Below are 21,516 nucleotides of genomic sequence, written 5' to 3'. Positions count from 1 at the left end.
GCGCCACGGCCGCCCGGGAGCCCGCGGGGGCCGGGTCCGCGGGCAACGGGGGACGTGCGGGGTCGGCGGTGTGAGAGGCGTCGGCGGCCACAGGTCATGTCCTTGTCGTTGATCGCGATTACGCAGCAGCATAGCGGCGGTACCGGCAGCGGTCTGGACAACGTTGTCAGATCACGTAAGTCTTGCCAGACTGAGGCGGTCCGCCCCGCGCACCGTGCGGGTCCGTCCCACCGCACGCGCAGGAGTCGACCGCCATGCCCAACGACCTCGTCGCCGCGCTCGACATCGGCGGTACCAAGATCGCGGGTGCGCTGGTGGACAGCGGCGGCGGACTGCTGGCCCGCGTCCAGCGGCCCACCCCGGCGCAGGAGAGCGCGGAGCGGCTGCGTGCGACCGTCGACGAGGTGGTCGGCGAACTGGCCGCCACCGCGCACTGGCACCGCGTCGGCGCCGTCGGTATCGGCAGTGCGGGACCCGTGGACGCCAAGGCCGGCACCGTCAGCCCGGTCAACATCCCCGCTTGGCGCGACCACCCGCTGGTCGCCGACGTACGCGCACGGGCGGGCGGCCTCCCCGTCTCGCTGATCGGCGACGGCCCGGCCATCGCCGCGGCCGAGCACTGGCAGGGCGCCGCCAAAGGCCGCACCGACGCCCTGTGCATGGTTGTCTCCACGGGCGTCGGCGGGGGTCTGATCCTGGGCGGTACCCTCCACTCCGGGCCCACCGGAAACGCCGGTCACATCGGGCACATCAGCGTCGACATGGACGGCGACCCGTGCCCCTGCGGCTCGCGCGGCTGCGTCGAAACCATCGCCAGCGGCACCAACATCGCCCGCCGCGCCCTGGAGTCGGGCTGGCGGCCCGGTCCTGACCAGGACGCCACAGCGGCGGGAGTCGCCGCGTCCGCCCGCGCCGGCGACCCGGTGGCCCGTGCCGCCTTCGGCCGCGCCGCGCGCGCACTGGCCGCCTCCATCGCGGCCACCGCCGCCCTGGTCGAACTCGACATCGCGGTCATCGGCGGCGGGGTCGCCCGCGCCGGCGAGGTCCTCTTCGCCCCGCTCCGCGCGGAACTGGAGCGCTACGCGACCCTGCCCTACATCCAGCACCTCGAACTGACCCCCGCCGCCACCGGCACCGACGCCGGACTGATCGGCGCCGCAGCAGCGGGCTGGCGACTGCTGGGCGAACGCGTGGCATAGGGGCCGGGTCGGCAGTCCGGGCGAAGCAGCGCCGCTCCGGCGAGCGGCGCTGATCCGGCGAAGTGGTGCTGATCCTGCGAGAGGGTGGCTGATCCGTCGGGGGAAGCGGCGCTCATCCGGTGAAGCGGCGCTCCGGTGGAAGAGCACCGCTCCAGTGGAAGAGCGGCGCCCCGGCCGAAGAACAGCGCCCCGGCCGAAGAACAGCGCTCCGGGGGAAGAGCGGCGCTCTCGGAGCGGAGCGCCGTTCTGTCCGGCGCGCCGGGGGGGACCCGGTGGGCCTACAGTTCGTGCTTGCCGTGCCGGAGGGGTTCTTCCGGTTCGGCCGCACTGGCCGGGGAGACGGGGGAGGAGCCGGGGGTGTCGGGCGGGATGTCGGGTCCCGCGGCACGGGGGTCGCCGCCGGAGGGCTCGGCGCCGGACGCGAGCTGGTCAAGGCGCGCGGTCAGGGTCTGCTTGACCTGCGGCCGGTCGGCGTGTGCCTGCTCGTACTCCAGGAGCTGCCGCACCTCGTCACTTCCCAGCGACCTGATCCGGTGCTCCACACTCCCCGCCGGCAACTGGTCGTAGTCGGGCAACGGCAGGGAGTTCGGCTGCTGTGCTGACATCAGGTTCCGGCCTCCTATGTGGCAGGGATTCCGGTTTCTTCGGCGCCGACTCGTCGGTCACTTCGCCAGCCGGCGCCGTGGTCTCCAGGCTGCGGCCTCTTCGGGTACGCCGCAGCCCAGCGGGTATCCAGCTCCGGCGTGCGGCACACGTCCCTGCCGGCGGCCTCGTGCGCTGCTCCGTCGCCGTCCGCCGCACCGCCCCGGTTGCGTCCGAGTACATCGCGCACCTGGGACGGCAGGTTCAGCCGGTGGCCGACGGGGCCTGCGCCGCGGCGCGGGCGTACGCGGACGGGGTGACGCCCACGGCGGCGGTGAAGTCGCGCACCAGGTGGGCCTGATCGCTGTACCCGAGGTCGGCGGCCAGCCGGGCCCAGTCCGTCTCGGGGTGGGTGGTGGCGTGCTCCATGGCCTCATGGACGCGGTACCGCAGGATCGTCCACTTCGGAGTCACCCCGACGTAGGTGGCGAACAGTCGCTGAAGGGTACGCACGGACATGCCCGAGTCCGCGGCGAGACGTTCGACGCGCAGTACGGAGCGGTCCGTACGCACCCGGTGTGCCAGCGCCATGGCCCGCTCGGCGGCCGGGTCCCGGGCGGGGGAGAGGGAGAGCAGGAAGGTGTCGAGCGCCGTCACCCGCTCGTCCTCCCGGTCCGGGGCCAGGATCCGGGACGGTACGTCCTCGGTGGAACCGAACGCCTCTTCGAGGGGTAGTTGGCGGCCGGTCAGCGCGGAGAGCGGGCGGGGCGGCGTGAGGAAGGGGCGGAAGCCGCCGGGCCGGAACTGCACCCCGCACACCCGGCCGACCTCCTCCAATTTGGTCGAGAACACGCCGGTGCCCACCCCGGCGACCAGTCCGGTCCAGGGAGCGAGGTCCGCCGGCCCGCGCCGCTCGAAGACCACGTTGACGCACGGGTGCGGCACCACCTGGGAGACATACGGTTCCTCCAGGTCCCAGTCGATCAGCCAGTAGTGCTCGACCCATCGACGGAGCGGTTCGGCAGGGAGTCTGCGGCGGAACCGGACCCGGGCCAGCAGACCGGGAGCCAGCACGATGCCCCGGGTGTCCCGGCGGGGACCGGGGCCTGGGACCTCGTCATCGTCGCTTCGGGCTGCCATGGCGGAAATACTATGTCGTGTTTCTTCAAGTGCCTGGGGACCGCCGGGCATAGCGTGACGGTATGGCGAACGCACTCTCTCCCCTCATCGACAGCGCCGCGCGCGCGACCGATCCGGTGATCAGCGGTATCAAGGATGAACAGCTCACCTGGCCCACGCCCTGCTCCGAGTACGACGTGCGGGCACTGCTGAACCACCTCTTCCACGTCGTCGTCAGCTTCCAGGCGCTCGCCGCCAGGGGAACCGCCGACTTCAGCACCACGCCCGACTATCTCGAAGGGGACTGGCGCAGCCGATTCGGCGACGAGACGGTCAAACTGGCCGAGGCGTGGTCGGCGCCCGACGCGCTGGAGGGCGTCTCCCAGGGCATGGGGCTGCCACAGCGCACGGTTGCGTTCATGGTGATGGGCGATCTGGTCATCCACGGCTGGGACCTGGCGCGGGCCACCGGACAGGACTACCGGCCCGATCCGGCCGCGCTCGGTGAAGTCGGACCCGAGTTCGAGGAGATGGCTCCCATGGCCCGGAAGGCCGGGGTGTTCGGCGAGGAGATCCCCCCGCCGCCCGAGGCCACCCCGCTCGAGCGGCTGCTCATGCTCACCGGGCGTGACCCCGGCTGGTCCCCCAGCTGACCGGTGCCCCCGTCCGTCCGGCAGTAGCTTCCGTCCGGCGGCACCCCTTCGTCCGGCAGCAGCCCTCCATCCGCCGGCGACCGGCGTCCGGCCGTGCCCGGCCCCTCCCGCGGGGTCGCACGCGCCTGCCGTACGCGCCGGGGCGCGGGCGCCGTGCCTCTTCCGGCGCCGGGAGAGCCGCCCCGGCGCGTTTCCCGCACCGGGTGATGCGGGCAACTGAACGGGGAAACGGATGAGGGGGGAACACCGTGATCGTCTGGCTGAACGGAGCGTTCGGCGCGGGCAAGACCACCGCGGCGTACGAACTCCTGGACCTGCTCCCGGGCAGCACGCTCTACGATCCCGAAGTCATCGGCGCCCAGTTGCGCTGGATGCTGCCGAAGGAGCAACTGGCGCAGATAGGGGACTTCCAGGACCTGCGCTCATGGCGGCGGCTCGTGGTGGACACGGCCGCCGCTCTGCTGTGCGAGGTTCCAGGACCGCTGATCACCCCGCTGACGCTGCTGCGTCGTGAGTACCGGGACGAGATGTTCGGCGCCTTCGCCGCGCGCCGCATACCCGTACGTCACCTTCTGCTGCACGCCGAGGAGCCCGTGCTGCGCGAGCGTATCGACACCCGTGCCGCCGCGGACGGCGGCGCTACCCGGGCCTGGGCCCTGAGCCATCTGCGCCCCTACCGGGAGGCGCTGCCCTGGATCACCGCGGAAGCGGGCACCGTCGACACCACGCACCTCACCCCCCGCCGCACCGCCGAACGCCTCGCCGAGGCGATCAGCGCGGGGGAGGGTGCCGTGGACATCGTGCAGACGCCCGAGCCGACGGCGGAGACGGTCGCCGCCGGGATCCTGCTCTTCGACGACCGTGACCGGGTACTGCTCGTCGACCCCACCTACAAGCCCGGCTGGGAGTTCCCCGGCGGCGTCGTCGAGAAGGGCGAGGCCCCCAGCGCCGCCGGTGTGCGGGAGGTGTTCGAGGAGTTGGGGCTGCGGCTGGCCGGCGAGCTCGCGCTGCTCGTCGTCGACTGGGAGCCGCCGCACCCGCCGGGGTTCGGCGGGATGCGGCTGCTCTTCGACGGTGGACGGCTGGCGACCGAGGACGCCGCGACGCTCCTGCTGCCCAGCGCCGAACTCCGCGGCTGGCGCTTCGTCACGGAGGAGGAAGCCGCGGAACTGCTGCCTCCGGTGCGCCTGGAGCGGCTGCGCTGCGCCCTGCGGGCCCGGCGGGCGGGGCACCCGCTCTACCTGGAGGGCGGCGTGCCGACCGGCGCCACCCGCTCGGGCAACCTGCTGCGCTGACGTCCGGGCCACCGGCCGACCGCGTGCCGAACCCGCTCCCGTACGAGCACGTCGCGCCCCGCGCTCAGGCGGCCCCGGCTGCCTGCTCCGCGTAGCCGCGCAGGAACAGCGCCTCGGCAACAGCCAGCCGCTCCAGTTCGCGCGGGTCCACGCTCTCGTTCACGGCGTGGATCTGCGCCTCGGGCTCGCTCAGCCCGATCAGCAGGATCTCGGCGTCCGGGTAGAGCGCGTCCAGGGCGTTGCACAGCGGGATCGAGCCGCCCATCCCCGCGATCTGCATCTCCTGCCCGTCGTACGCCGTGCTCAGTGCCGCGGCCATCGCGGTGTACGCCGGGCTGGAGGTGTCGGCGCTGAACGGCTGGCCCTTGCCGATCACTTCGGTCGACACCCGCGCCTGCCACGGGACGTGCGATTCGACGTGCGCGACCAGCAGCTCGATGGCCTTCTCGACATCGGTGCCCGGCGGGATCCGCAGCGAGATCAGCGCGCGGGCCGAGGCGTGCACCGAGGGCGTCGCGCCGACGACTGGTGGGCAGTCGATACCCAGCACGGTCACGGCGGGGCGCGCCCACAGCCGGTCGGCGACGGCGCCGTCACCGAGCAGGCCGACCCCGTCCAGCACCTTGGCGTCGCGCCGGAAGTCCTCCTCGGGGTACGGCATGCCCTCCCAGCGCGCTTCCGACTCCAGCCCGTCGACCACGGTGTTGCCCTCGGCGTCCCGCAGCGAGTCCAGGGTGCGCAGCAGCGCTGCCAGCGCGTCGGGGGCCGCGCCGCCGAACAGGCCCGAGTGCAGGTTGCCTTCCAGAGTGTCCACCTGCACGCGCAGCAGCGTCATACCTCGCAGCGTGGCGGTGACGGTCGGCAGCCCGCAGCGGAAGTTGCCCGCGTCCCCGATGACGATGGTGTCCGCGGCCAGCAACTCGGGGTGCTGCCGCGCGTACTGCTCCAGCCCTCCGGTGCCCTGTTCCTCCGAACCCTCCACGATCATCTTCACCGAGACGGGCAGTCCGCCGTTCTCCTTGACGGCGCGCAGGGCGAGCAGGTGCATGAGGAACCCGCCCTTGCAGTCGGCCGCGCCGCGTCCGTACCAGCGGCCGTCCGCGCCGTCGGTCAGCTCGAACGGCGGGGTGCGCCAAGCCGCTTCGTCCAGCGGCGGCTGTACGTCGTAGTGCGCGTACAGCAGCACCGTGGGAGCCCCGGCAGGGCCGGGTAGAAGCCCGTAGACGGACTGGGTGCCGTCCGGGGTGTCCAGCGTTGCCACGTTCTGGAAGCCCTCCGCGCGCAGTGCCTGAGCGACCCAGGCGGCCGCGTCCTCGCACTCGCTCCTGGGGAACTGCTCCGGGTCCGCCACCGAGCGGAACGCCACCAGTTCGGCGAGTTCGGTCCGTGCCCGCGGCATCAGCGAGGCGACGGTAGCGGCCACCCCCGACGCGTAGCCGGCGTCCGGCCCCTGGCCGGCCTCCGAGGTGGCAGGAGCAGTGGAGGCAGCGGAGGCAGGGGATGCCGACGATCCGGAGGACGCGGAGGAAGTGGACGAAGCGGGCGAGGGAGGCATAGCCGTCGGGTCGGACGAAGGCTGCTGCATGGGGAACGCTCCTTGTGGGCGCGACGTTGGCACACGTGTACGGAGACATGTGTATCGCACATGGGCGGGCCCGTAGGATGCGGTGGGCCATCCGTAAGCCGAGGTCAAGCGGGAGCACAACACATCGTGAGCAGCGAGCACGCAGCCGGGAACGAGGACGTCGAGCCCGCGGAGAACGCCGGCACGGGCCAGGCGGGTGGGTCCGGTGAGGAGCACCCCGTCGAGCGCCCCGCCGAGGGACCCGTGGCGGACGGGGGAGAGGACCGCCCCGTCTGGGACGTCGTCGTGGTGGGCGCCGGACCCGCCGGGGCTTCGGCCGCCTACGCGGCCGCCGTCGCGGGCCGCAGCGTTCTGCTCCTGGAGAAGGCCGAACTGCCCCGCTACAAGACCTGCGGCGGCGGCATCATCGGCCCCTCCCGCGACGCGCTGCCCCCCGGCTTCGACCTGCCCCTGCGCGAGCGTGTGCACGCCGTGACCTTCGCCCTCAACGGCAAGCTCACCCGCACCCGTCGCTCCCGCAACATGCTCTTCGGGCTCGTCAACCGGGACGAGTTCGACAACGGCCTGGTCGAGTACGCCGTCAAGGCCGGAGCCGAGGTACGCACCGGGGTCACGGTCTCCCGGGTCGAACAGCACGGTCCGGCCGTGCCCGACCGCCGCACGGTCGCCGTCGTCCTGACGGGCGAGGAACGACCCGTCCTCGCCCGGGCAGTCGTCGGCGCCGACGGCAGCGCCAGTCGGATAGGGGCCCATGTCGGGGTCAAGATGGACCAGGTCGATCTGGGGCTGGAGGCCGAGATCCCGGTCCCGCAGAGCGTCGCCGAGGACTGGGCCGGGCGCGTACTGGTGGACTGGGGCCCGCTGCCGGGCAGTTACGGCTGGGTCTTCCCCAAGGGCGACACCCTCACCGTCGGCGTCATCTCGGCGCGCGGCGAGGGCGCGGCCACCAAGCGCTATCTGGACGACTTCATCGGCCGCCTCGGCCTGGCCGGATTCGAGCCCCGCGTCTCCTCGGGTCATCTGACCCGCTGCCGTGCCGACGACTCGCCCCTCTCCCGCGGCCGGGTACTGGTCTGCGGTGACGCGGCCGGGCTGCTGGAGCCCTGGACCCGCGAGGGCATCTCCTTCGCGCTCCGCTCGGGACGTCTGGCGGGGGAGTGGGCCGTACGGATCGCCGAGGCGCACGACGCGGTGGACGCCCGGCGGCAGGCCCTCAACTACGCCTTCGCCGTCAAGGCGGGGCTCGGCGTCGAGATGGGCGTGGGGCGGCGGCTGCTGCGGATCTTCTCCCGCCGCCCGGGGCTCTTCCACGCCGCGCTCACCGGGTTCCGCCCCGCCTGGAACGTCTTCGCCCGCTTCACCCGTGGCGCCACCTCGCTCGCCGAGGTCGTCCGCGTTCACCCCGTGGCCCGCCGCGCGCTGGACACCCTCGACCGTCGCGAGGCCGCACAACGGGAGGCGGAGGCTGTGCAGGGCACGGGCGCAACCGGGGCCGACGGCGGTGCCGGGACCGGCAGCGGCGGCGCACAGCGTGACGGCGGCGACGGCGGGGAAGGCGGCGGCGACCAGGCGACGTCCCGGCGTCCCGCGTGAACCGGGTGATCCACGTCGATCCGCGTTGATCCGCGCGGGAGGCGTCAGTCGACGTAGGTGAGCCGGAAGACGGGGTGGCGGACCGCCGCCGCCCTCAGTTCCTCGTCGGAGGAGTCCGGGCCCACGCCCTCGAAGAATGCCCCGACCTCCCACTTCCACTTGCGCAGATACGCCCGCAGGATCTCCGGCTTCTCCGCGTCCGGTACCTCGGCCGCGGTGAAGCGCCGCCCCCGTCTGCCGTGGAACATCTCGCCGCCGCCGGCCGCGCGCATGTTGTGCGTCCACTGCACGTGTCCGCGAGCCGCTACCAGGTAGGTCCCGCCCTCGTGGGTGAGTGGGTTGACGGGTGTACGGCGCCACTCGCCGCTCTTGCGGCCCTTGACCGCGAGCACATTCGACCCTGCCAGGCTGATGCCTCGCCGGGAGAACCAGGCGACGGTGCGGTTCAGCACGTTGTTGGTGAACCAGCCGGGGCGCTTGACGTACGGCGTGGGCGGCATCGGATTCCTCCGTCGAGGGTGGACACGGTGTGGAGGTGTGAACTAGTGCTCCACTTCGAGAGCGGTGCTCTCGATGTAGAGCAGTGTTGCACTCCTGGGGCGGATGGGCAAGAGCGGTGCTCTCGCGGCAGGGCGGTGCTCACGCTGGTGAACACCGATCGCTTTGTTGAGCGCTGCTCTCACACCTGCGACACTGCTCGCCATGAGCAGCAGGATTCAGGGCGCCCGGCAGCGGGCCCGAGGGGAGATCACCACCGCGATCAAGGACGAGGCGCGCCGCCACCTCGCGGAGGAGGGCGCCTCACGGCTCTCCCTCCGCGCCGTCGCCCGTGGCCTCGGCATGGTCTCGTCGGCCCTCTACCGGTACTTCCCCAGCCGCGACGATCTGCTGACGGCGCTGATCACGGACGCCTACGACGCGGTCGGAGCAGCGGCCGAAGCGGCGCTCGCCGACGCCGAGTCGGTGGGGGACTCGCATCTCGTCCGCTGGCGGGCCGTCTGCCGGGCGGTACGCGGGTGGGGGCTGGCGCACCCGCACGAGTACGCGCTGATCTACGGTTCGCCCGTTCCCGGGTACTCCGCGCCGTCCAGCACCACGCAGTCGGCCGCCCGGGTCGGGCTCGCCCTGTTCGCCGTTCTGCGCGACGCGTACGCCTGCGGTGCGCTGCGCGAGCCCCCACGCGGGGCTGCGGCGCCGGATGCGGTACTGAAGGATGCCGAACGGCTGATCGGGGTCATCGGTGTGGAGCTGCCCCCGGCGGTCGCCGCGGAGGCCGTCGCGGCGTGGTCCCAGCTCTTCGGACTGGTCGGCTTCGAGCTGTTCGGGCACTTCACCGGAGTCGTCGACGCCCGGGACGCGTTCTTCGACCACGCCGTCGAGCGTCTTGCCGACCAGGTGGGGCTGCGCCGCTGAGGCGAGCACCCGGGTCCGCGTCGCGCCGCGTCGCGGCAGGTCCGGGGCCCGTGTACTCCGCGGGGAGTAGTCGTGCTGACCGCGCTCGGCCGACGCCGCGGTGTGCGCCCCGGGGCTAGCGTGAAGGACGTGACCAGCACTCCGCCCTCCGCCGACCCGCCCGGCGCCCCCACACCCCCGGTTTCCGCGAGCCGGGCCGCTCCCGGCAGCCGGTCCGCTTCCGCGAGCCGGGCCGCAGCGGGGGCGTCATGGTTGCCGCTGCCGTGGCGGCGCCGGTTCGGGCCGGGGCGGGGGCGAGGGCACATCCCGTGGCTCTCCTCGCTCGCGGTGCTCGTCTTCCAGCAGGTCGGTACGGGCTTCGCGGCGCACAATCAGCGGGCGGACACCGTGGGCCTGGATGTCGCGGCCCGAGTACTGCTGGCGCTCGGGCCGGTTCTGCTGCTGCTGCGGCACCGGTTTCCGCGTACGACGGTGTTCGGGGCCTCGGCGGTGACGCTGACGTATCTGGCGGCCGGTTATCCCTACGGGCCGGTGCTGTTCAGTGTCGTGGTCGCCGGGTTCGCCGCGCTCGTCGCGGGGTACCGGTACGCGACCTGGGGCGCGCTGGGGATGCTGTGGCTGGGGCATCTGCTGGCGTTCCACGCCTTCTACCGCCGGCTGCCGCCGGAGGGGGAGGGGCCGGGACCGTGGGGGACCGACCTGTTCATGGCCGTATGGATGGTCGCGCTGTGCACGGCCGGAGAGCTGGCCCGGGTACGCCTCGCCGAGCGGGAGCGCCGGGAGCGGGAGGAAGAGGAGGCCGCCGCGCGCCGTGCGGACGAGGAGCGGCTGCGGATCGCCCGCGAACTGCACGACGTACTGGCGCACAGCATCTCCGTGATCAATGTGCAGGCGGGCGTCGGGCTCGCACTGCTGGACTCCGACCCGGCGCAGGCCCGCGCGGCGCTCACCACCATCAAGGCGGCCAGCAAGGAGGCGCTCGGCGAGGTCCGGCAGGTGCTGGCCACCTTGCGGGCGCCGGGGGACGCGCCCCGCGCGCCGGCGCCGGGGCTCGACAGGCTCGGGGAACTCACCGAACAGGCGGCGAGCGCGGGGCTCCGGGTCACCACCCGCGCCGAGGGCACGCCCGTACCGCTGCCGCCGGGCGCCGACCTCGCGGCGTTCCGCGTCGTCCAGGAGGCGCTCACCAACATCGTGCGGCACTCCGGCTCCCGTACCGCCGACGTCCGTATCCGCTACGGCACCGATGTGCTGGAACTGCTGGTCGACGACGAGGGGCCGGCGACCGGCACCGGGCCGACGGGTGGCGGCAACGGGCTGACGGGGATGCGCGAGCGGGCCGCGGCGTTCGGCGGGACCGTCGAGGCGGGGCGGCGCACGGACGGTGGCTTCCGGGTCCGGGCGACGATCCCGCTGCGTTCCGGCGAGAACAGGGCGCCGCTACAGTGAACGCCCCGGCCGCAGAGCCGCCGGGACGAGGGGGCGGAGTGTGATCCGTGTACTGCTGGCCGACGACCAGCTTCTGGTGCGCGCCGGATTCCGTGCGCTGCTGGACGCGCAGCCGGACATCGAGGTGGTGGGGGAGGCGGCCGACGGCGAGGAGGCGGTCGCGTCGGTACGCGAACTCGCCCCCGACCTCACCTTGATGGACATCCGGATGCCGCTCGTCGACGGCTTGGCCGCCACCCGCCGCATCACCTCCGATCCTCAGCTGCGAGCGGTGCGGGTGGTCATGCTGACCACCTTCGAGCTGGACGAGTACGTCTTCGAGGCGCTGCGCTCGGGCGCGTCGGGCTTTCTCGTCAAGGACACCGAGCCGGACGAGTTGGTGCGCGCCGTGCGTGCCGTGGTCGCCGGGGACGCACTGCTGTCGCCGGGTGTCACGCGGCGGCTCATCGAGGAGTTCGCGGCCCGGTCCAAGGAGCCCACCGGGATCGAGGGGCTGGCCGAACTCACCGAGCGGGAGCGGGAGGTGATGGCGCTGGTGGGGATAGGGCTCTCCAACGAGGAGATCGCCCGTCGGCTGGTCGTCTCGCCGCTGACCGCCAAGACCCATGTGAGCCGTACGATGGTCAAGCTGGGCGCCCGCGACCGCGCCCAACTTGTCGTTTTCGCCTACGAGTCGGGCCTGGTGCGGCCGGGCTGGCTCGGCTGAGAGCCAGGGGCGGAGGGCAGGCGGTGGAGGGCCGCCTGTCGGTCAGCTGTCCCGCTTGCGGCGGACGTAGAGCTGTTTGCGGACGCGGGCGACGAGGGTGCCGTCGGCCGCCGTGACCGTCGACTCGAACCAGGGCAGCGCCTTGGAGCCGTCGGCCGTGGCGGCGCGGATCTCCTCCAGCCGGTCCTCGGTCAGCTTGAACTCGGTGTAGACATCGCCCCGTCCGGGGGAGACGAACTCGATCTCGGCCGCCTTGTCCCACACCACGTACTCCCGGCCGAGGCTGTTGACCGTCAGCAGCGCCCAGAACGGGTCGCTCATCGAGTAGAGCGAGCCGCCGAACTGGGTGCCGAAGTAGTTCCGGTTCAGCCGGCTGAGCCTTAGCCGTACCCGGGCGCTGCTCCAGTCGTCGGCGATCTCCAGTACGCGGATGCCCGCGAAGCGGTACGGCGGATACCAGTTCAGGGCTCGCAGCAGCCCCTTCGGTGTGCGCAGCACGTTTGCCATGGACGCGACGCTAGCACCGGCTTTTGCCGGGGGACGCTCACTTTCCGTCCAGGAACCGGACCAGGGCCGCGGTCAGTTCGGCCGGAGCGTCCTCCTGCACGAGGTGACCCGCGCCTTCGATCATGTGCAGCCGAGCCGACGGGATACGGTCGACGAGCCGCTGCGCGTTGTCGGCCGGGATCCACGCGTCGTCGCTGCCCCAGCAGACGAGGACGGGCACCGACGTCTCGCCGTACCTCTCCTCCGCCTCGTGGGTCCAGCGCCGGTCGTTCTGGGAGATCTGACGGAAGAAGGCGGGCTGTCCCGCCGCGCTCAGCCAGGGCCGGGCCAGCTCGTCGAGCACGTCCGGGTGCAGGCCCCGCGCGCTGGCGGAGGAGATGTACTCACGGACCATGGCGCCGTGCAGATCGGGCGGCAGCTGCGCGAAGACGTCCGGGTGCCCACCCATCAGTTTGTAGGTGGGCGAGCCCCAGGAGCCGAAGGCCACCACGACGTCCACCAGCGCGAGCCGTTCGTAGAGCGCGCCGTGCAGCAGATGCGCGCGCATGGCCACCGTGCCGCCGAAGTCGTGCGCGATCACGGCGGGCCGCTCCAGCCCCCAGTGCTCGAGCAGCTGGGTGAACACTCGGGCCTGCGACCCCAGCGTGACGTCCTGTCCCTCGTACTGTGCCGAGGTGCCGTAGCCCGGCATGTCCCACACGTACACGCGGTGGTCGGCCGAGAGAGCGCGGGCGACGTTCCGCCAGGTGTAGGAGGACCAGGGCGTGCCGTGCAGCAGCACCACGGGAGGCTGCGCCGGGTCGCCGAGGGTGGCCCAGCGCACCGTTCCGGCGGCGCTTTCGAATGTGCGGTCCAGTGTCCAAGTGGTGTTCATGGGTTCCACTGTGCGAGCAGTTGGCCCGTCGTAACACTGGCCTGAGTGACGGCAAACGAAAGATTCTGGCCAGCAGGAGCAGGAGCAGGAGCAGGAGCAGGAGGAGAAGGCCCTGCTCCCGGTCGTCTCCCGGTCCTGCTCACCCTTCCGGCAGCACCCTCTTGCGCGTCGCCGCCGCCGTCACCGAGGCGAACGCCGCGAGAAGTGCGACCGTCAGCAGCGCGGACCGCAGCGAGAACCAGTCCGCGAGGAAACCGATGGCGACCGGGCCGAGCAGTATTCCGCCGTAGCCGAAGGTGGAGGCGGCCGCGACCCCGCTGGGGCCCGCGAGATCACCGGCGCGCCCGATGGCGATGGGGAAGACGTTGGCCAGGCCGAGGCCGGTGAGGACGAAGCCGCCCAGGACCAGCCACACCGACGGTGCGAGGGAGCCCAGCAGCATGCCGCAGCAGCCCAGCACGCCGCCGCCGATCAGTACCTTGCCGGGGCCCAGCCGCTCGACGAGCGTGGTGCCCGAGAGCCGGCCCAGCGTCATGGCTCCGGCGAACACCGAGTAGCCGGAGGCGGCCAGGGCCGCGCCGGCGCCCAGATCGTCCGTCAGATGCAGCGCGCTCCAGTCCGCCAGGGCGCCTTCGCCGTACGCCGTGCACAGCGCGATCAGGCCCAGTACGGCGACCGGTCGGCGGCTGCGCCCGGCCGGCCGCGGGGGTCCGGCGGTACCGGGTGTGCCGTCGTGATGCTCCCCGCCCGGGCGTCGCGCGCCCGGCAGCTGGAAGCGCAGCAGCGGTCGGGCGGCGAGTGCGGCGACGACCAGCCCCGCGGCGGTGAGCAGCAGCAGGTGCCGGGTGGCGGTCAACTGCCCAGCGAGCAGCCCGCCGAGGCCCGCGCCGACCATGCCGCCGAGGCTGAAGGCGGCGTGGAAGCCCGGCATCACCGGGCGGCGCAGCGCGGTGATCAGCTCCACCGCGGTGCTGTTGAGGGCGACGTTCATCCCGCCGTAGGCGGCGCCGAAGACCAGCAGCACCAGCCCCAGTGCGAGTGCCGAGCGGGTGAGCGGCGGCAGTGCGACGCTGAGCGGCAGCAGGAATCCGCAGGTGAGGAGGACGGGTTGGTTGCCGAAGCGGGCGCACAGCCGTCCGGTCACCATCATGGTGGCCACGGCCCCCGCCGACACGCCGAGCAGTGCGAGGCCCAGCGTGCTGGCGGAGGCGCCTGTCTGGGCCTTGACTGCGGGAATCCTCACGACCCAACCGGCGAAGAGGAATCCGTCGAGAGCGAAGAGAGCGGTCAGGGCGTAGCGGAAGCGGCGCAGGTCCGGGCGGTGGGGAGCGGCCATGGACCGGCCGCCGTGCCCCGTTGCACCGGCGAGCGCCGACCGTATTTTGTTTAGTGTCGGCACAAAGAGAGAATAGAGGGGTGACCCAGACGCGTACAACAAGGTTGGACAGAGGGCGTTCGGCGCTCGGGCCCGCACTGGAGCTGGTCCACACCGGGCAGGCGCCCACCCGCGCCGTGCTCACCGCCGAACTGGGCGTGACCCGTGCCACCGCCGGAGCTGTCGCCGCCGAGCTGGAAGCCCTCGGGCTCATCACCGTCGACGCCCACCCCACCGCTCCCGTCGGCAGCCAGGGCCGCCCCTCGCACCGGCTCGCCATCGACCCCGCCGGACCCGTGGCGCTGGCCGTGCAGATCCACGCGGACGGCTACCGCGCCGCCCTCGTCGGCCTCGGTGGGCGCATCGTCGCCACCGCCCCCGGTTGCGGCATCGTGGACGCCGACCCGGCGCAGGTCATCAGCGAAGTCGTCGAGGTGGGCGCCGAGTTGCTGCGCACCACCGGGCGGCGCTGTGTGGGCGCGGGGCTCGCCGTGCCCTCGGCCGTCGCCGAGCCGGAAGGCACCGCGCTCAACCCGCTGCACCTCGCCTGGGAGGCGGGCGCCCCGGTACGCGACACCTTCCGCGCCTGCCTCGCCGAAACCGGCGTCACCGACCAGGTGCACGGCGCCGCGGTCGCCGGCTTCGCCGCCAACGACCTCAACGTCGCGGCGCTGGCCGAGCACCGGCACGGTGCCGGGCGCGGAGCCCGCCATCTGCTCGTCGTCGGCACCGGACACCACGGCGTGGGCGGGGCGCTGGTGCTCGACGGACGTCTGCACACCGGGAGTTCGGGTCTCGCCCTGGAGGTCGGCCATCTGACGGTCGACCCCGAGGGCCGCCCCTGCCACTGCGGCAGCCGCGGCTGCCTGGACGTGGAGACCGACCCGGTGGCGCTCTTCGACGCCGCCGGGCGTACGGCCGACTCCGGCACCTCCCTGCTGACGCAGGCCGCGGAACTGGTCGGTACCCGGTACGCCGACGACCCCGGGGTCCGGGAGGCGGCCGGCCGGCTCATCGACCGGCTCGGGCTGGGCCTCGCCGGCCTCGTCAACATCCTCAACCCCGACCGCATCGTGCTCGCCGGACTGCACCGCGCCCTGGTGGAGGCCGACGGCGAACGGCTGCGCGGCGTCGTCGCGGACCGCAGCCTGTGGGGACGCAGCGGCAGTGTGCCCGTCCTGCCCAGCGAACTGGAGCACAATTCCCTGGTCGGCGCCGCCGAACTGGCCTGGCAGCCGGTACTCGATGACCCGATCGGGACGCTGGGAGGATAGCCCCATGCGCATCCGAGCGGGGACCGCCCGCGAACTCGGCAGGCTCCAGGAGATCGAGCGGGCAGCGGGCCGGTGGTTCCGCGACCTCGGTATGGACGAGATAGCCGACGACGAGCCACCCTCGCTGGAGATCCTGCGCGAGTTCGCGGACACCGGCGGACTGTGGGTCGCCGCGGTCGAGGACGGCCCGCCCGCCGCCTACGCGCTCGCCGAACCGGTCGACGGCTGCCTGCACGTCGAGCAGGTCTCCGTCCACCCGGACCGCGCCCGGCGCGGCATCGGGCGAGCCCTCCTGGACCACCTGGCCTCGCGGGCAGCCGCCGACCGGATGCCCGCGCTCACCCTCACCACCTTCGCCGAGGTCCCCTGGAACGCGCCCTACTACGCGCGCCTCGGCTTCCGCACCCTCGCGGCGCACGAACTGACGCCCGGGCTGCGGGAGATCCGCGCCAGGGAGAGCAAGGCGGGGCTGGACCGCTGGCCCCGTGTGTGCATGCGCCGCGAGACCGGCCAACGGCCGTCCCAGGAGCCGCGACCCGCGTCGCCGGGACTTCTCCCGGCGGAGTAGCCCGTCCCGCCGCCGGGCGGCACAAGGCCGTCGCGGAGCAGCGCGCGCCCCTCGTGGTACTCCTCGGGAGGTATCGGTACTGCCGCCGGCCGTACGACGCCCCGGCCCCCGGTCGGCGCGCACTCTCGGTAGCGAGAACGCACCGTCGACCGCTACCGAGGAGTTGAGGGCCGTGCAGACCCTGGCGCAATGGCACAACGACGGGGGCCCGGGGCCCTGGATCCTGTTCTTCCCGCTCATCTGGGCCGCCGTCATCGCGGGCGGCGTCTTCCTGCTGCGCACCGTCCGGCGCGGCCACCGCGGCCCCCGCGCCGCCTGGGGAGCGCAGCCGCACATGGCACAGGACGGCACCGGCAGCCCGCTCGACCTGCTCGACCGGCGCTTCGCCCAGGGCGAGATCGACGAGGACGAGTACTGGCGCCGCGCCTCCGTACTGCACGAGAGCACCCGCGAGCGGCACGGCGGGCCCACGGGCGGCAAGCGGTGAGCGGCACCTTTGCCGTACGCGTCACCGGCCCGGAGGTGAGGGTGTCCAGCCCGGCGGCGCAGTGCATGAGGGTGGACTTGCCGGAGCCGGAGGGGCCCATGATGGCGGTGAAGCGGCCCGTCCCGAAGCCGAGCGTCACGCCGTCGAGTGCGCGGACCTCCGCGTCACCGCTGCCGTAGACCTTCACGGCAGGAGGACGCCATGGGCACCCGCAGTCCGCTGCGTACCGAGGAGAACCTGCGAGCCGTACGCGGCACCTCCGGCGTCGCCGCGGCCGAACCCGGCGTCGAGGGCGCCGGACAGCTCGTGGGCTCCGACGGCGAACCCGTCGGCGGTCGGTCAGGGTCCGCCCACGACCGCCGGCAACTGGATCGGCGACAAGCAACTCAACCCCTACGAGCTCTCCCGGGGCCGTGCGCCCCGCGCCTTCGGTGAGGTCGTGGTCAACGAGGGTGCCGCCGCCTCCGGCAAGCTCGAAATCGGCGACGTGACGACCCTGCGCACCCCCGATCCCCTACGGGTGAAGATTGTCGGCCTGGTCACCTTCGGCGGGCTCGGACTCGGCGGGTTCCTGGGCTGGGCGCTGGTACGGGCCACCGACAGCAGGGGACTGAGCGTCTTCAGCCCGCCGCCGCTCCAGTTGGCAGTGGTCGCCCTCGTCGGGATCGCCGCCGGTCTGCTGGCCGGCCGGCGCCCGGCCCGCAGGGCGGCCCGCCTCGATGTGCTGCGCGCCGTCGCCACCGAGTAGCCCTTCGGGCGGGGCGGTCGAGGCCGCCTCAGCCCGTTGCGGCAGGCTCCGCCTCGGCAGGGGGCGGTACGGGGGCGGGAGGAGTGGAACCCGGCGGCGTCTCGCGTGCCGTGCCGCCCTCCCGGCCCCGGCTCCGGCCCTTGCCCTTGCCCTGGCCCTGGTGCCGGTCCGCCGTATCCGGTGCGGGGGCGGGGAGGGAGAACCAGACGATCTTCCCGGAACCGTCGGTCTGGGCGCGCATGCCCCAGCTCTCGCTGATGGAGGCCACCAGTGCCAGGCCGCGCCCGCTGGTGGACAGCGGCTCACGGGACGCGGAGCCGCGCACCTGCGGCAGCCGGGGGTCGTGGTCGCGCACCGAGACCGTGAGCCGGTTCCACATGAAGGAGAGCTCCACGGTGCAGTGCTTGTCGGCGGGCGCCGGGCCCTCCGCGTCGCTTCGCCCCTCGGGCTCGGCGTGCCGATGGACGTTGGCCAGCAGCTCGGTCAACCCGAGGGCGGTGGCGTCGATGAGGGCGTCCAGGCGCCAGTACCGCAGCTGTGCGGAGACGATCCTGCGCACCTGGCCTATGCGCGAGGGCAGCGCCTGGAACTCCACGGCACAGTGCCGCGCCGGGGTGGTGTGTTTGCTCGTGCTGCTCGGTGGACTGATCACGACTGTGACTCCCTCACGAGGGGCCGCCCGGGGGCGGGGACGGATCACATGTGACGTGCGCTACAGAGCCAGGATGAGAGCGGACGAGCGGAGGTGCAAACGCTCAGCGACGATTCAGTCACACAGTGGTCTCGACGCCTGGTCATCTGCCGAGTACGCCGCGCTCGGCGGCGGCCTTCGCCCGCGCCGTACGCACGGCCGACAGCAGCTCCTCCCGATGGCCCAGGCCGAACCGCAGCAGATAGCTTCTGCCCCGCAGGGTCGCCAGCGCCTGGTCCCGCAGCCCGTAGCCGCTGACCCGCACCTCGTCGACCGGCGCGCTGTCGATCTCACTGCCGTAGCTGGTCAGCAACACCAGCTCGCCGTCCCGCACCAGCACATGGCCGGCCCGGGTGAGTGAGCGAAGCATCCGGCTGATCCCAACCCCAGTCGCGTCGAACTCCGGCTCCGCCACTACACACCGCCTCCCACCGGATTCTGCCAAGCAGGGGTACCCCCGAGCGGTGTCCGTACACCCGGAGAAACTCCACCCCTCGCCGTGAGCATGCCCACGTCCGCGCCTGTCTACCGGCCCCCCTTTATGATCGGCCTCGTGAGCGCCACCGAACCCGCCCCTCCCGTCGCCGACCTGCCCACCGAGGACGTCGACCGCAGCGACCCGGACCAGCGAGGCTGGCTGAAGGAGGCGGTACGCAAGGTGCGCGCCGAGAGCGGACGCAGCGCCGACACCCATCTGCTCGCCTTCCCGCTCCCCGAGGAGTGGGGTATCGACCTGTACCTCAAGGACGAGTCGACCCACCCGACCGGAAGCCTCAAACACCGCCTGGCGCGCTCGCTGTTCCTCTACGCGCTGTGCAACGGCTGGATCCGCCCCGGCCGTCCCGTCATCGAGGCGTCCAGCGGCTCCACCGCGCTGAGCGAGGCGTACTTCGCCAAACTGATCGGGGTGCCGTTCATCGCGGTGATGCCCCGCACGACGAGCGGCGAGAAGACCCGGCTGATCGAGTTCCAGGGCGGCACCTGCCATCTGGTGGACGATCCGCGCACCGTCTACGAGGTCTCCGCCCGGCTCGCCGCCGAGAGCGGCGGACACTTCATGGACCAGTTCACCTACGCCGAGCGGGCCACCGACTGGCGCGGGAACAACAACATCGCCGAGAGCGTCTACGGGCAGTTGAGCCGCGAGCGCCACCCGGAGCCCGCCTGGATCGTGGCCACCGCGGGCACCGGCGGCACCTCGGCGACCTTCGCGCGCTACATCCGCTACATGCAGTACGACACCCGCGTATGCGTCCCCGATCCGGAGAACTCCTGCTTCTTCGAAGGGTGGACGCGCGGCGACCCGGAGGCCACCAGTGCGACCGGGTCCCGTATCGAGGGCATCGGGCGGCCCCGTATGGAGCCCAGCTTCGTGCCCGGCGCCATCGACCGCATGATGAAGGTCCCGGACGCCGCCAGCGTGGCCGCCGTACGCACCCTCGACCGGGTGCTGGGGCGCAAGGCGGGCGGCTCCACCGGCACCGGACTGTGGAGCAGCCTGCGGATCGTCGCCGAGATGCTGGCGGCGGGCGTGCAGGGCAGCGTCGTCACCCTGCTGTGCGACCCGGGTGAGAGGTATCTGGACAAGTACTACTCGGACGCCTGGCTCGCCGAGCAGGGGCTGGACATCGGTCCCTACGTACGCACCCTGGAGCGGTTCCTGGCCACCGGCGCGTGGACGGAGCGCCCCTAGGCACGCTGCCGCAGACGGCACCCCGCCATCCCCCCGCTGCCGGCCGCCGCTCAGGGGCGCAGCCTGTGCTCCAGCTTGCGCATGGCGTCCCGGAACGAGGCGCCGAGCCCGGGCTTGCCCAGCCGCAGCACGGCCCGCAGCGCCGGGGTGCCCTCCACGGCCATCGTCCAGCGCACCCGGGTGCCGCCGGCCGGTGAGGGGGCCAGATTCCAGTCCTCCAGCATCGCGCGGATGCCGGGCGCGTTGGTGCGGTCGATCCGGTAGGTGTACCGCTCGCAGGGATGCGCCGCCAGCACCGTCTCGTCGAAGAAGCCCCCGCCCTTCAGCCGGACCTCGCGGCCCTTGCCGCCGGCGGTCGGCCGCACCTCGGTGACCGCCGTGAACCAGCGCGGCCACGCCTCCAACTCGTCGGCCAGCGCCGTGTACACGCGTTCGGGAGCAACTCCCAGGTCCGCGGTGAAGGGCAGCCGCAGCGGTGCGGTGTCGGCGAAGTCCAGTTCGACGGGACGCAGTTGCCGTGCCGACAGTTGACGTGCCATACGAACGACCCCCAGCGGTACGCGAACGGACGTGCGGAGCCCCACCACCCTAGCCGTGGCCGGGCGGTCCGGCAGCCCGGCCGCGGGCAGCCGGAGCGGATCCCGCCGTCACAGCGCGCCCGCGGCCCCCTCGACGTCCTGCTCCCCGGCCACCACCAGCTCCGGCAGCCGCTCCCGGATCTCCTCCCGCACCGCGGGCGGCATCCCGCTGTCCGTCACCAGCGCGTCCACCTGATCCAAGGAAGCGAACGAACTCAGCCCCACCGTCCCCCACTTGGTGTGGTCCGCGACGACGATCACCCGGCGCGCCGAGCCGACGAAATGCCGGTTCGTCTCGGCCTCCGCCAGGTTCGGTGTGGACAGCCCCGCCTCCACCGATATGCCGTGCACCCCCAGGAACAGCGCATCGAAATGCAGCGCACGGATCGCCGCGTCCGCGACCGAACCGACCAGCGAGTCCGAGGGGGTACGCACCCCGCCCGTCAGCACCACCGTCGCCGCACCCGGACGGCTCCCGGCGCCTCCGGCACCCGAACGCTGCGCGGAATGGAAGACATCGGCGACCCGCACCGAGTTGGTGACCACCGTCAGATTCGGAACGTCCAGCAGATGCCGGGCCAGCGCGAACGTCGTGGTACCCCCGGAGAGCGCGATCGCGGTACCCGGCTGCGCCATGGTGGCCGCCGCACGCGCGATGTCCTCCTTCGCGCTCAGTTCCAGGGAGGACTTCGCCTCGAACCCCGGCTCGTGGGTGCTCGCCTCCGCGACCGGCACCGCGCCGCCGTGCACCTTCTCCAGGGCGCCCTGCCGGGCCAACGCGTCCAGGTCGCGCCGCACCGTCATGTCCGAGACCGACAGCTTCCGGGTCAGTTCGTTGACCCGCGCCCCGCCCCGTCGCCGTACCTCCTCCAGGATCAGCGCGCGCCGCTGCTCGGCGAGGAGGTTCTGGTTGTCGCTCACTGCCGCTGTCTCCATTCCTTCCTGACCGACCTGTCGGGGCTGTGGGGGAGGCCGCCGGTGGAGCCATCCTCCCACGCGCACAACGGGGGCGCTCCTGCCCGGATCCGGCACTCCCCACTCCACCTTCACTCTTGAGGGGCTGGCACACCGCAGGGCCCGGCGGTGATGCTGTCACCCGTAGCCGACACAGCTGACACACCGTTCGG

22 protein-coding genes and 2 pseudogenes are annotated in these 21,516 nt (G+C 72.8%); 12 read left to right on the top strand and 12 right to left on the bottom strand.

All coding sequences use genetic code 11. From position 1 onward, the window contains the following. The first annotated feature begins 254 nt into the window (after positions 1–254). Positions 255–1,199, top strand: a complete 945-nt coding sequence (locus tag KBY19_RS17760) for an ROK family protein (RefSeq protein ID WP_099878013.1) — start codon at positions 255–257, stop codon at positions 1,197–1,199. 278 nt (positions 1,200–1,477) lie between these two features. On the opposite strand, the gene KBY19_RS17755 is transcribed toward KBY19_RS17760, so the two are convergent. Next, on the bottom strand, positions 1,478–1,804 hold the full coding sequence (locus tag KBY19_RS17755) for a hypothetical protein (protein WP_099878010.1): 327 nt from the start codon (positions 1,802–1,804) through the stop codon (positions 1,478–1,480). 241 nt (positions 1,805–2,045) lie between these two features. Beyond that, positions 2,046–2,921, bottom strand: a complete 876-nt coding sequence (locus tag KBY19_RS17750) for an AraC family transcriptional regulator (RefSeq protein ID WP_099878007.1) — start codon at positions 2,919–2,921, stop codon at positions 2,046–2,048. A gap of 62 nt (positions 2,922–2,983) precedes the next feature. Here KBY19_RS17750 and KBY19_RS17745 point away from each other — a divergent pair, with 62 nt between their 5' ends. Then, positions 2,984–3,553, top strand: coding sequence for a TIGR03086 family metal-binding protein (locus KBY19_RS17745; protein ID WP_185016171.1), 570 nt, complete (start codon positions 2,984–2,986; stop codon positions 3,551–3,553). Positions 3,554–3,801: 248 nt separating this feature from the next. Continuing rightward, a complete protein-coding gene (locus tag KBY19_RS17740; RefSeq protein WP_185016170.1) occupies positions 3,802–4,848 on the top strand; it encodes an NUDIX hydrolase in 1,047 nt (348 codons plus the stop codon). 64 nt (positions 4,849–4,912) lie between these two features. On the opposite strand, the gene KBY19_RS17735 is transcribed toward KBY19_RS17740, so the two are convergent. Further along, positions 4,913–6,271 (bottom strand): dipeptidase, encoded by a 1,359-nt coding sequence (locus tag KBY19_RS17735; RefSeq protein WP_210966150.1) that lies wholly within the window; start codon positions 6,269–6,271, stop codon positions 4,913–4,915. Between the two features lie 405 nt (positions 6,272–6,676). On the opposite strand from KBY19_RS17735, the gene KBY19_RS17730 reads away from it, so the two are divergent. Continuing rightward, positions 6,677–8,026, top strand: a complete 1,350-nt coding sequence (locus tag KBY19_RS17730) for a geranylgeranyl reductase family protein (RefSeq protein ID WP_185019297.1) — start codon at positions 6,677–6,679, stop codon at positions 8,024–8,026. A gap of 44 nt (positions 8,027–8,070) precedes the next feature. Here KBY19_RS17730 and KBY19_RS17725 read toward each other — a convergent pair whose 3' ends face one another. Further along, a complete protein-coding gene (locus tag KBY19_RS17725) occupies positions 8,071–8,526 on the bottom strand; it encodes a nitroreductase family deazaflavin-dependent oxidoreductase (protein WP_099877991.1) in 456 nt (151 codons plus the stop codon). Positions 8,527–8,728: 202 nt separating this feature from the next. On the opposite strand from KBY19_RS17725, the gene KBY19_RS17720 reads away from it, so the two are divergent. From KBY19_RS17720 to KBY19_RS17710, 3 genes are all read left to right on the top strand, one after another. Beyond that, positions 8,729–9,439, top strand: coding sequence for a TetR/AcrR family transcriptional regulator (locus KBY19_RS17720; RefSeq protein ID WP_210956542.1), 711 nt, complete (start codon positions 8,729–8,731; stop codon positions 9,437–9,439). 252 nt (positions 9,440–9,691) lie between these two features. Further along, a complete protein-coding gene (locus tag KBY19_RS17715) occupies positions 9,692–10,888 on the top strand; it encodes a sensor histidine kinase (protein ID WP_210966158.1) in 1,197 nt (398 codons plus the stop codon). Positions 10,889–10,928: 40 nt separating this feature from the next. Then, positions 10,929–11,594, top strand: coding sequence for a response regulator transcription factor (locus tag KBY19_RS17710; protein WP_099877986.1), 666 nt, complete (start codon positions 10,929–10,931; stop codon positions 11,592–11,594). Positions 11,595–11,636: 42 nt separating this feature from the next. Here the strand turns inward: KBY19_RS17710 and KBY19_RS17705 are convergent, their stop codons facing one another. The 3 genes from KBY19_RS17705 to KBY19_RS17695 form a co-directional block, all read right to left on the bottom strand. Then, the gene (locus KBY19_RS17705; protein WP_099877983.1) at positions 11,637–12,101 is read right to left on the bottom strand and encodes a DUF4442 domain-containing protein; all 465 of its coding nucleotides are present in this window, start codon (positions 12,099–12,101) and stop codon (positions 11,637–11,639) included. Between the two features lie 37 nt (positions 12,102–12,138). Further along, the gene (locus KBY19_RS17700) at positions 12,139–12,975 is read right to left on the bottom strand and encodes an alpha/beta fold hydrolase (protein ID WP_210966149.1); all 837 of its coding nucleotides are present in this window, start codon (positions 12,973–12,975) and stop codon (positions 12,139–12,141) included. 139 nt (positions 12,976–13,114) lie between these two features. Next, on the bottom strand, positions 13,115–14,374 hold the full coding sequence (locus KBY19_RS17695; protein WP_099877977.1) for an MFS transporter: 1,260 nt from the start codon (positions 14,372–14,374) through the stop codon (positions 13,115–13,117). Positions 14,375–14,391: 17 nt separating this feature from the next. On the opposite strand from KBY19_RS17695, the gene KBY19_RS17690 reads away from it, so the two are divergent. The 3 genes from KBY19_RS17690 to KBY19_RS17680 all read left to right on the top strand — a co-directional run bounded on the left by KBY19_RS17690 (position 14,392) and on the right by KBY19_RS17680 (position 16,679). Then, on the top strand, positions 14,392–15,624 hold the full coding sequence (locus tag KBY19_RS17690) for an ROK family protein (protein WP_099877974.1): 1,233 nt from the start codon (positions 14,392–14,394) through the stop codon (positions 15,622–15,624). Positions 15,625–15,628: 4 nt separating this feature from the next. Next, on the top strand, positions 15,629–16,192 hold the full coding sequence (locus KBY19_RS17685) for a GNAT family N-acetyltransferase (protein ID WP_099877971.1): 564 nt from the start codon (positions 15,629–15,631) through the stop codon (positions 16,190–16,192). Between the two features lie 172 nt (positions 16,193–16,364). Further along, on the top strand, positions 16,365–16,679 hold the full coding sequence (locus KBY19_RS17680; protein WP_099877968.1) for an SHOCT domain-containing protein: 315 nt from the start codon (positions 16,365–16,367) through the stop codon (positions 16,677–16,679). A gap of 28 nt (positions 16,680–16,707) precedes the next feature. Here KBY19_RS17680 and KBY19_RS17675 read toward each other — a convergent pair. Beyond that, positions 16,708–16,866, bottom strand: a pseudogene (locus tag KBY19_RS17675) (ATP-binding cassette domain-containing protein); the annotation flags it as partial. A gap of 74 nt (positions 16,867–16,940) precedes the next feature. Between KBY19_RS17675 and KBY19_RS17670 the strand changes: the two are divergent. After that, positions 16,941–17,232 (top strand): annotated as a pseudogene (locus KBY19_RS17670) (ABC transporter substrate-binding protein); the annotation flags it as partial. 223 nt (positions 17,233–17,455) lie between these two features. On the opposite strand, the gene KBY19_RS17665 reads toward KBY19_RS17670, so the two are convergent. Beyond that, a complete protein-coding gene (locus tag KBY19_RS17665; protein ID WP_307843540.1) occupies positions 17,456–18,079 on the bottom strand; it encodes an ATP-binding protein in 624 nt (207 codons plus the stop codon). 142 nt (positions 18,080–18,221) lie between these two features. Beyond that, positions 18,222–18,533, bottom strand: coding sequence for a hypothetical protein (locus KBY19_RS17660; RefSeq protein ID WP_099877965.1), 312 nt, complete (start codon positions 18,531–18,533; stop codon positions 18,222–18,224). Between the two features lie 126 nt (positions 18,534–18,659). Between KBY19_RS17660 and KBY19_RS17655 the strand changes: the two genes are divergently transcribed. Further along, positions 18,660–19,811, top strand: coding sequence for a PLP-dependent cysteine synthase family protein (locus KBY19_RS17655; RefSeq protein WP_210966148.1), 1,152 nt, complete (start codon positions 18,660–18,662; stop codon positions 19,809–19,811). Positions 19,812–19,861: 50 nt separating this feature from the next. Here the strand turns inward: KBY19_RS17655 and KBY19_RS17650 are convergent, their stop codons facing one another. Further along, entirely contained in the window at positions 19,862–20,350 is a 489-nt protein-coding gene (locus tag KBY19_RS17650; protein ID WP_210966147.1) for an SRPBCC family protein, read from the bottom strand. Positions 20,351–20,458: 108 nt separating this feature from the next. After that, on the bottom strand, positions 20,459–21,310 hold the full coding sequence (locus KBY19_RS17645) for a DeoR/GlpR family DNA-binding transcription regulator (protein ID WP_099877957.1): 852 nt from the start codon (positions 21,308–21,310) through the stop codon (positions 20,459–20,461). Between the last annotated feature and the right edge of the window lie 206 nt (positions 21,311–21,516).

Source organism: Streptomyces sp. B15, assembly GCF_018070605.1.
In the GTDB taxonomy this organism is placed as follows: domain Bacteria; phylum Actinomycetota; class Actinomycetes; order Streptomycetales; family Streptomycetaceae; genus Streptomyces; species Streptomyces smyrnaeus.
The sequence above is the reverse complement of the archived record's forward strand: the minus strand, read 5'-3'. Positions and strand labels throughout refer to the sequence as shown.

What these genes read in the sequence shown, in the direction of transcription:
- KBY19_RS17685 (WP_099877971.1), top strand. Translation starts at nt 15,629, where the DNA reads ATGCGCATCCGAGCGGGGACCGCCCGCGAACTCGGCAGGCTCCAGGAG.
- KBY19_RS17655 (WP_210966148.1), top strand. Translation starts at nt 18,660, where the DNA reads ATGATCGGCCTCGTGAGCGCCACCGAACCCGCCCCTCCCGTCGCCGAC.
- KBY19_RS17755 (WP_099878010.1), bottom strand. Translation starts at nt 1,804, where the DNA reads ATGTCAGCACAGCAGCCGAACTCCCTGCCGTTGCCCGACTACGACCAG.
- KBY19_RS17700 (WP_210966149.1), bottom strand. Translation starts at nt 12,975, where the DNA reads ATGAACACCACTTGGACACTGGACCGCACATTCGAAAGCGCCGCCGGA.
- KBY19_RS17720 (WP_210956542.1), top strand. Translation starts at nt 8,729, where the DNA reads ATGAGCAGCAGGATTCAGGGCGCCCGGCAGCGGGCCCGAGGGGAGATC.
- KBY19_RS17750 (WP_099878007.1), bottom strand. Translation starts at nt 2,921, where the DNA reads ATGGCAGCCCGAAGCGACGATGACGAGGTCCCAGGCCCCGGTCCCCGC.
- KBY19_RS17745 (WP_185016171.1), top strand. Translation starts at nt 2,984, where the DNA reads ATGGCGAACGCACTCTCTCCCCTCATCGACAGCGCCGCGCGCGCGACC.
- KBY19_RS17725 (WP_099877991.1), bottom strand. Translation starts at nt 8,526, where the DNA reads ATGCCGCCCACGCCGTACGTCAAGCGCCCCGGCTGGTTCACCAACAAC.
- KBY19_RS17760 (WP_099878013.1), top strand. Translation starts at nt 255, where the DNA reads ATGCCCAACGACCTCGTCGCCGCGCTCGACATCGGCGGTACCAAGATC.
- KBY19_RS17705 (WP_099877983.1), bottom strand. Translation starts at nt 12,101, where the DNA reads ATGGCAAACGTGCTGCGCACACCGAAGGGGCTGCTGCGAGCCCTGAAC.
- KBY19_RS17650 (WP_210966147.1), bottom strand. Translation starts at nt 20,350, where the DNA reads ATGGCACGTCAACTGTCGGCACGGCAACTGCGTCCCGTCGAACTGGAC.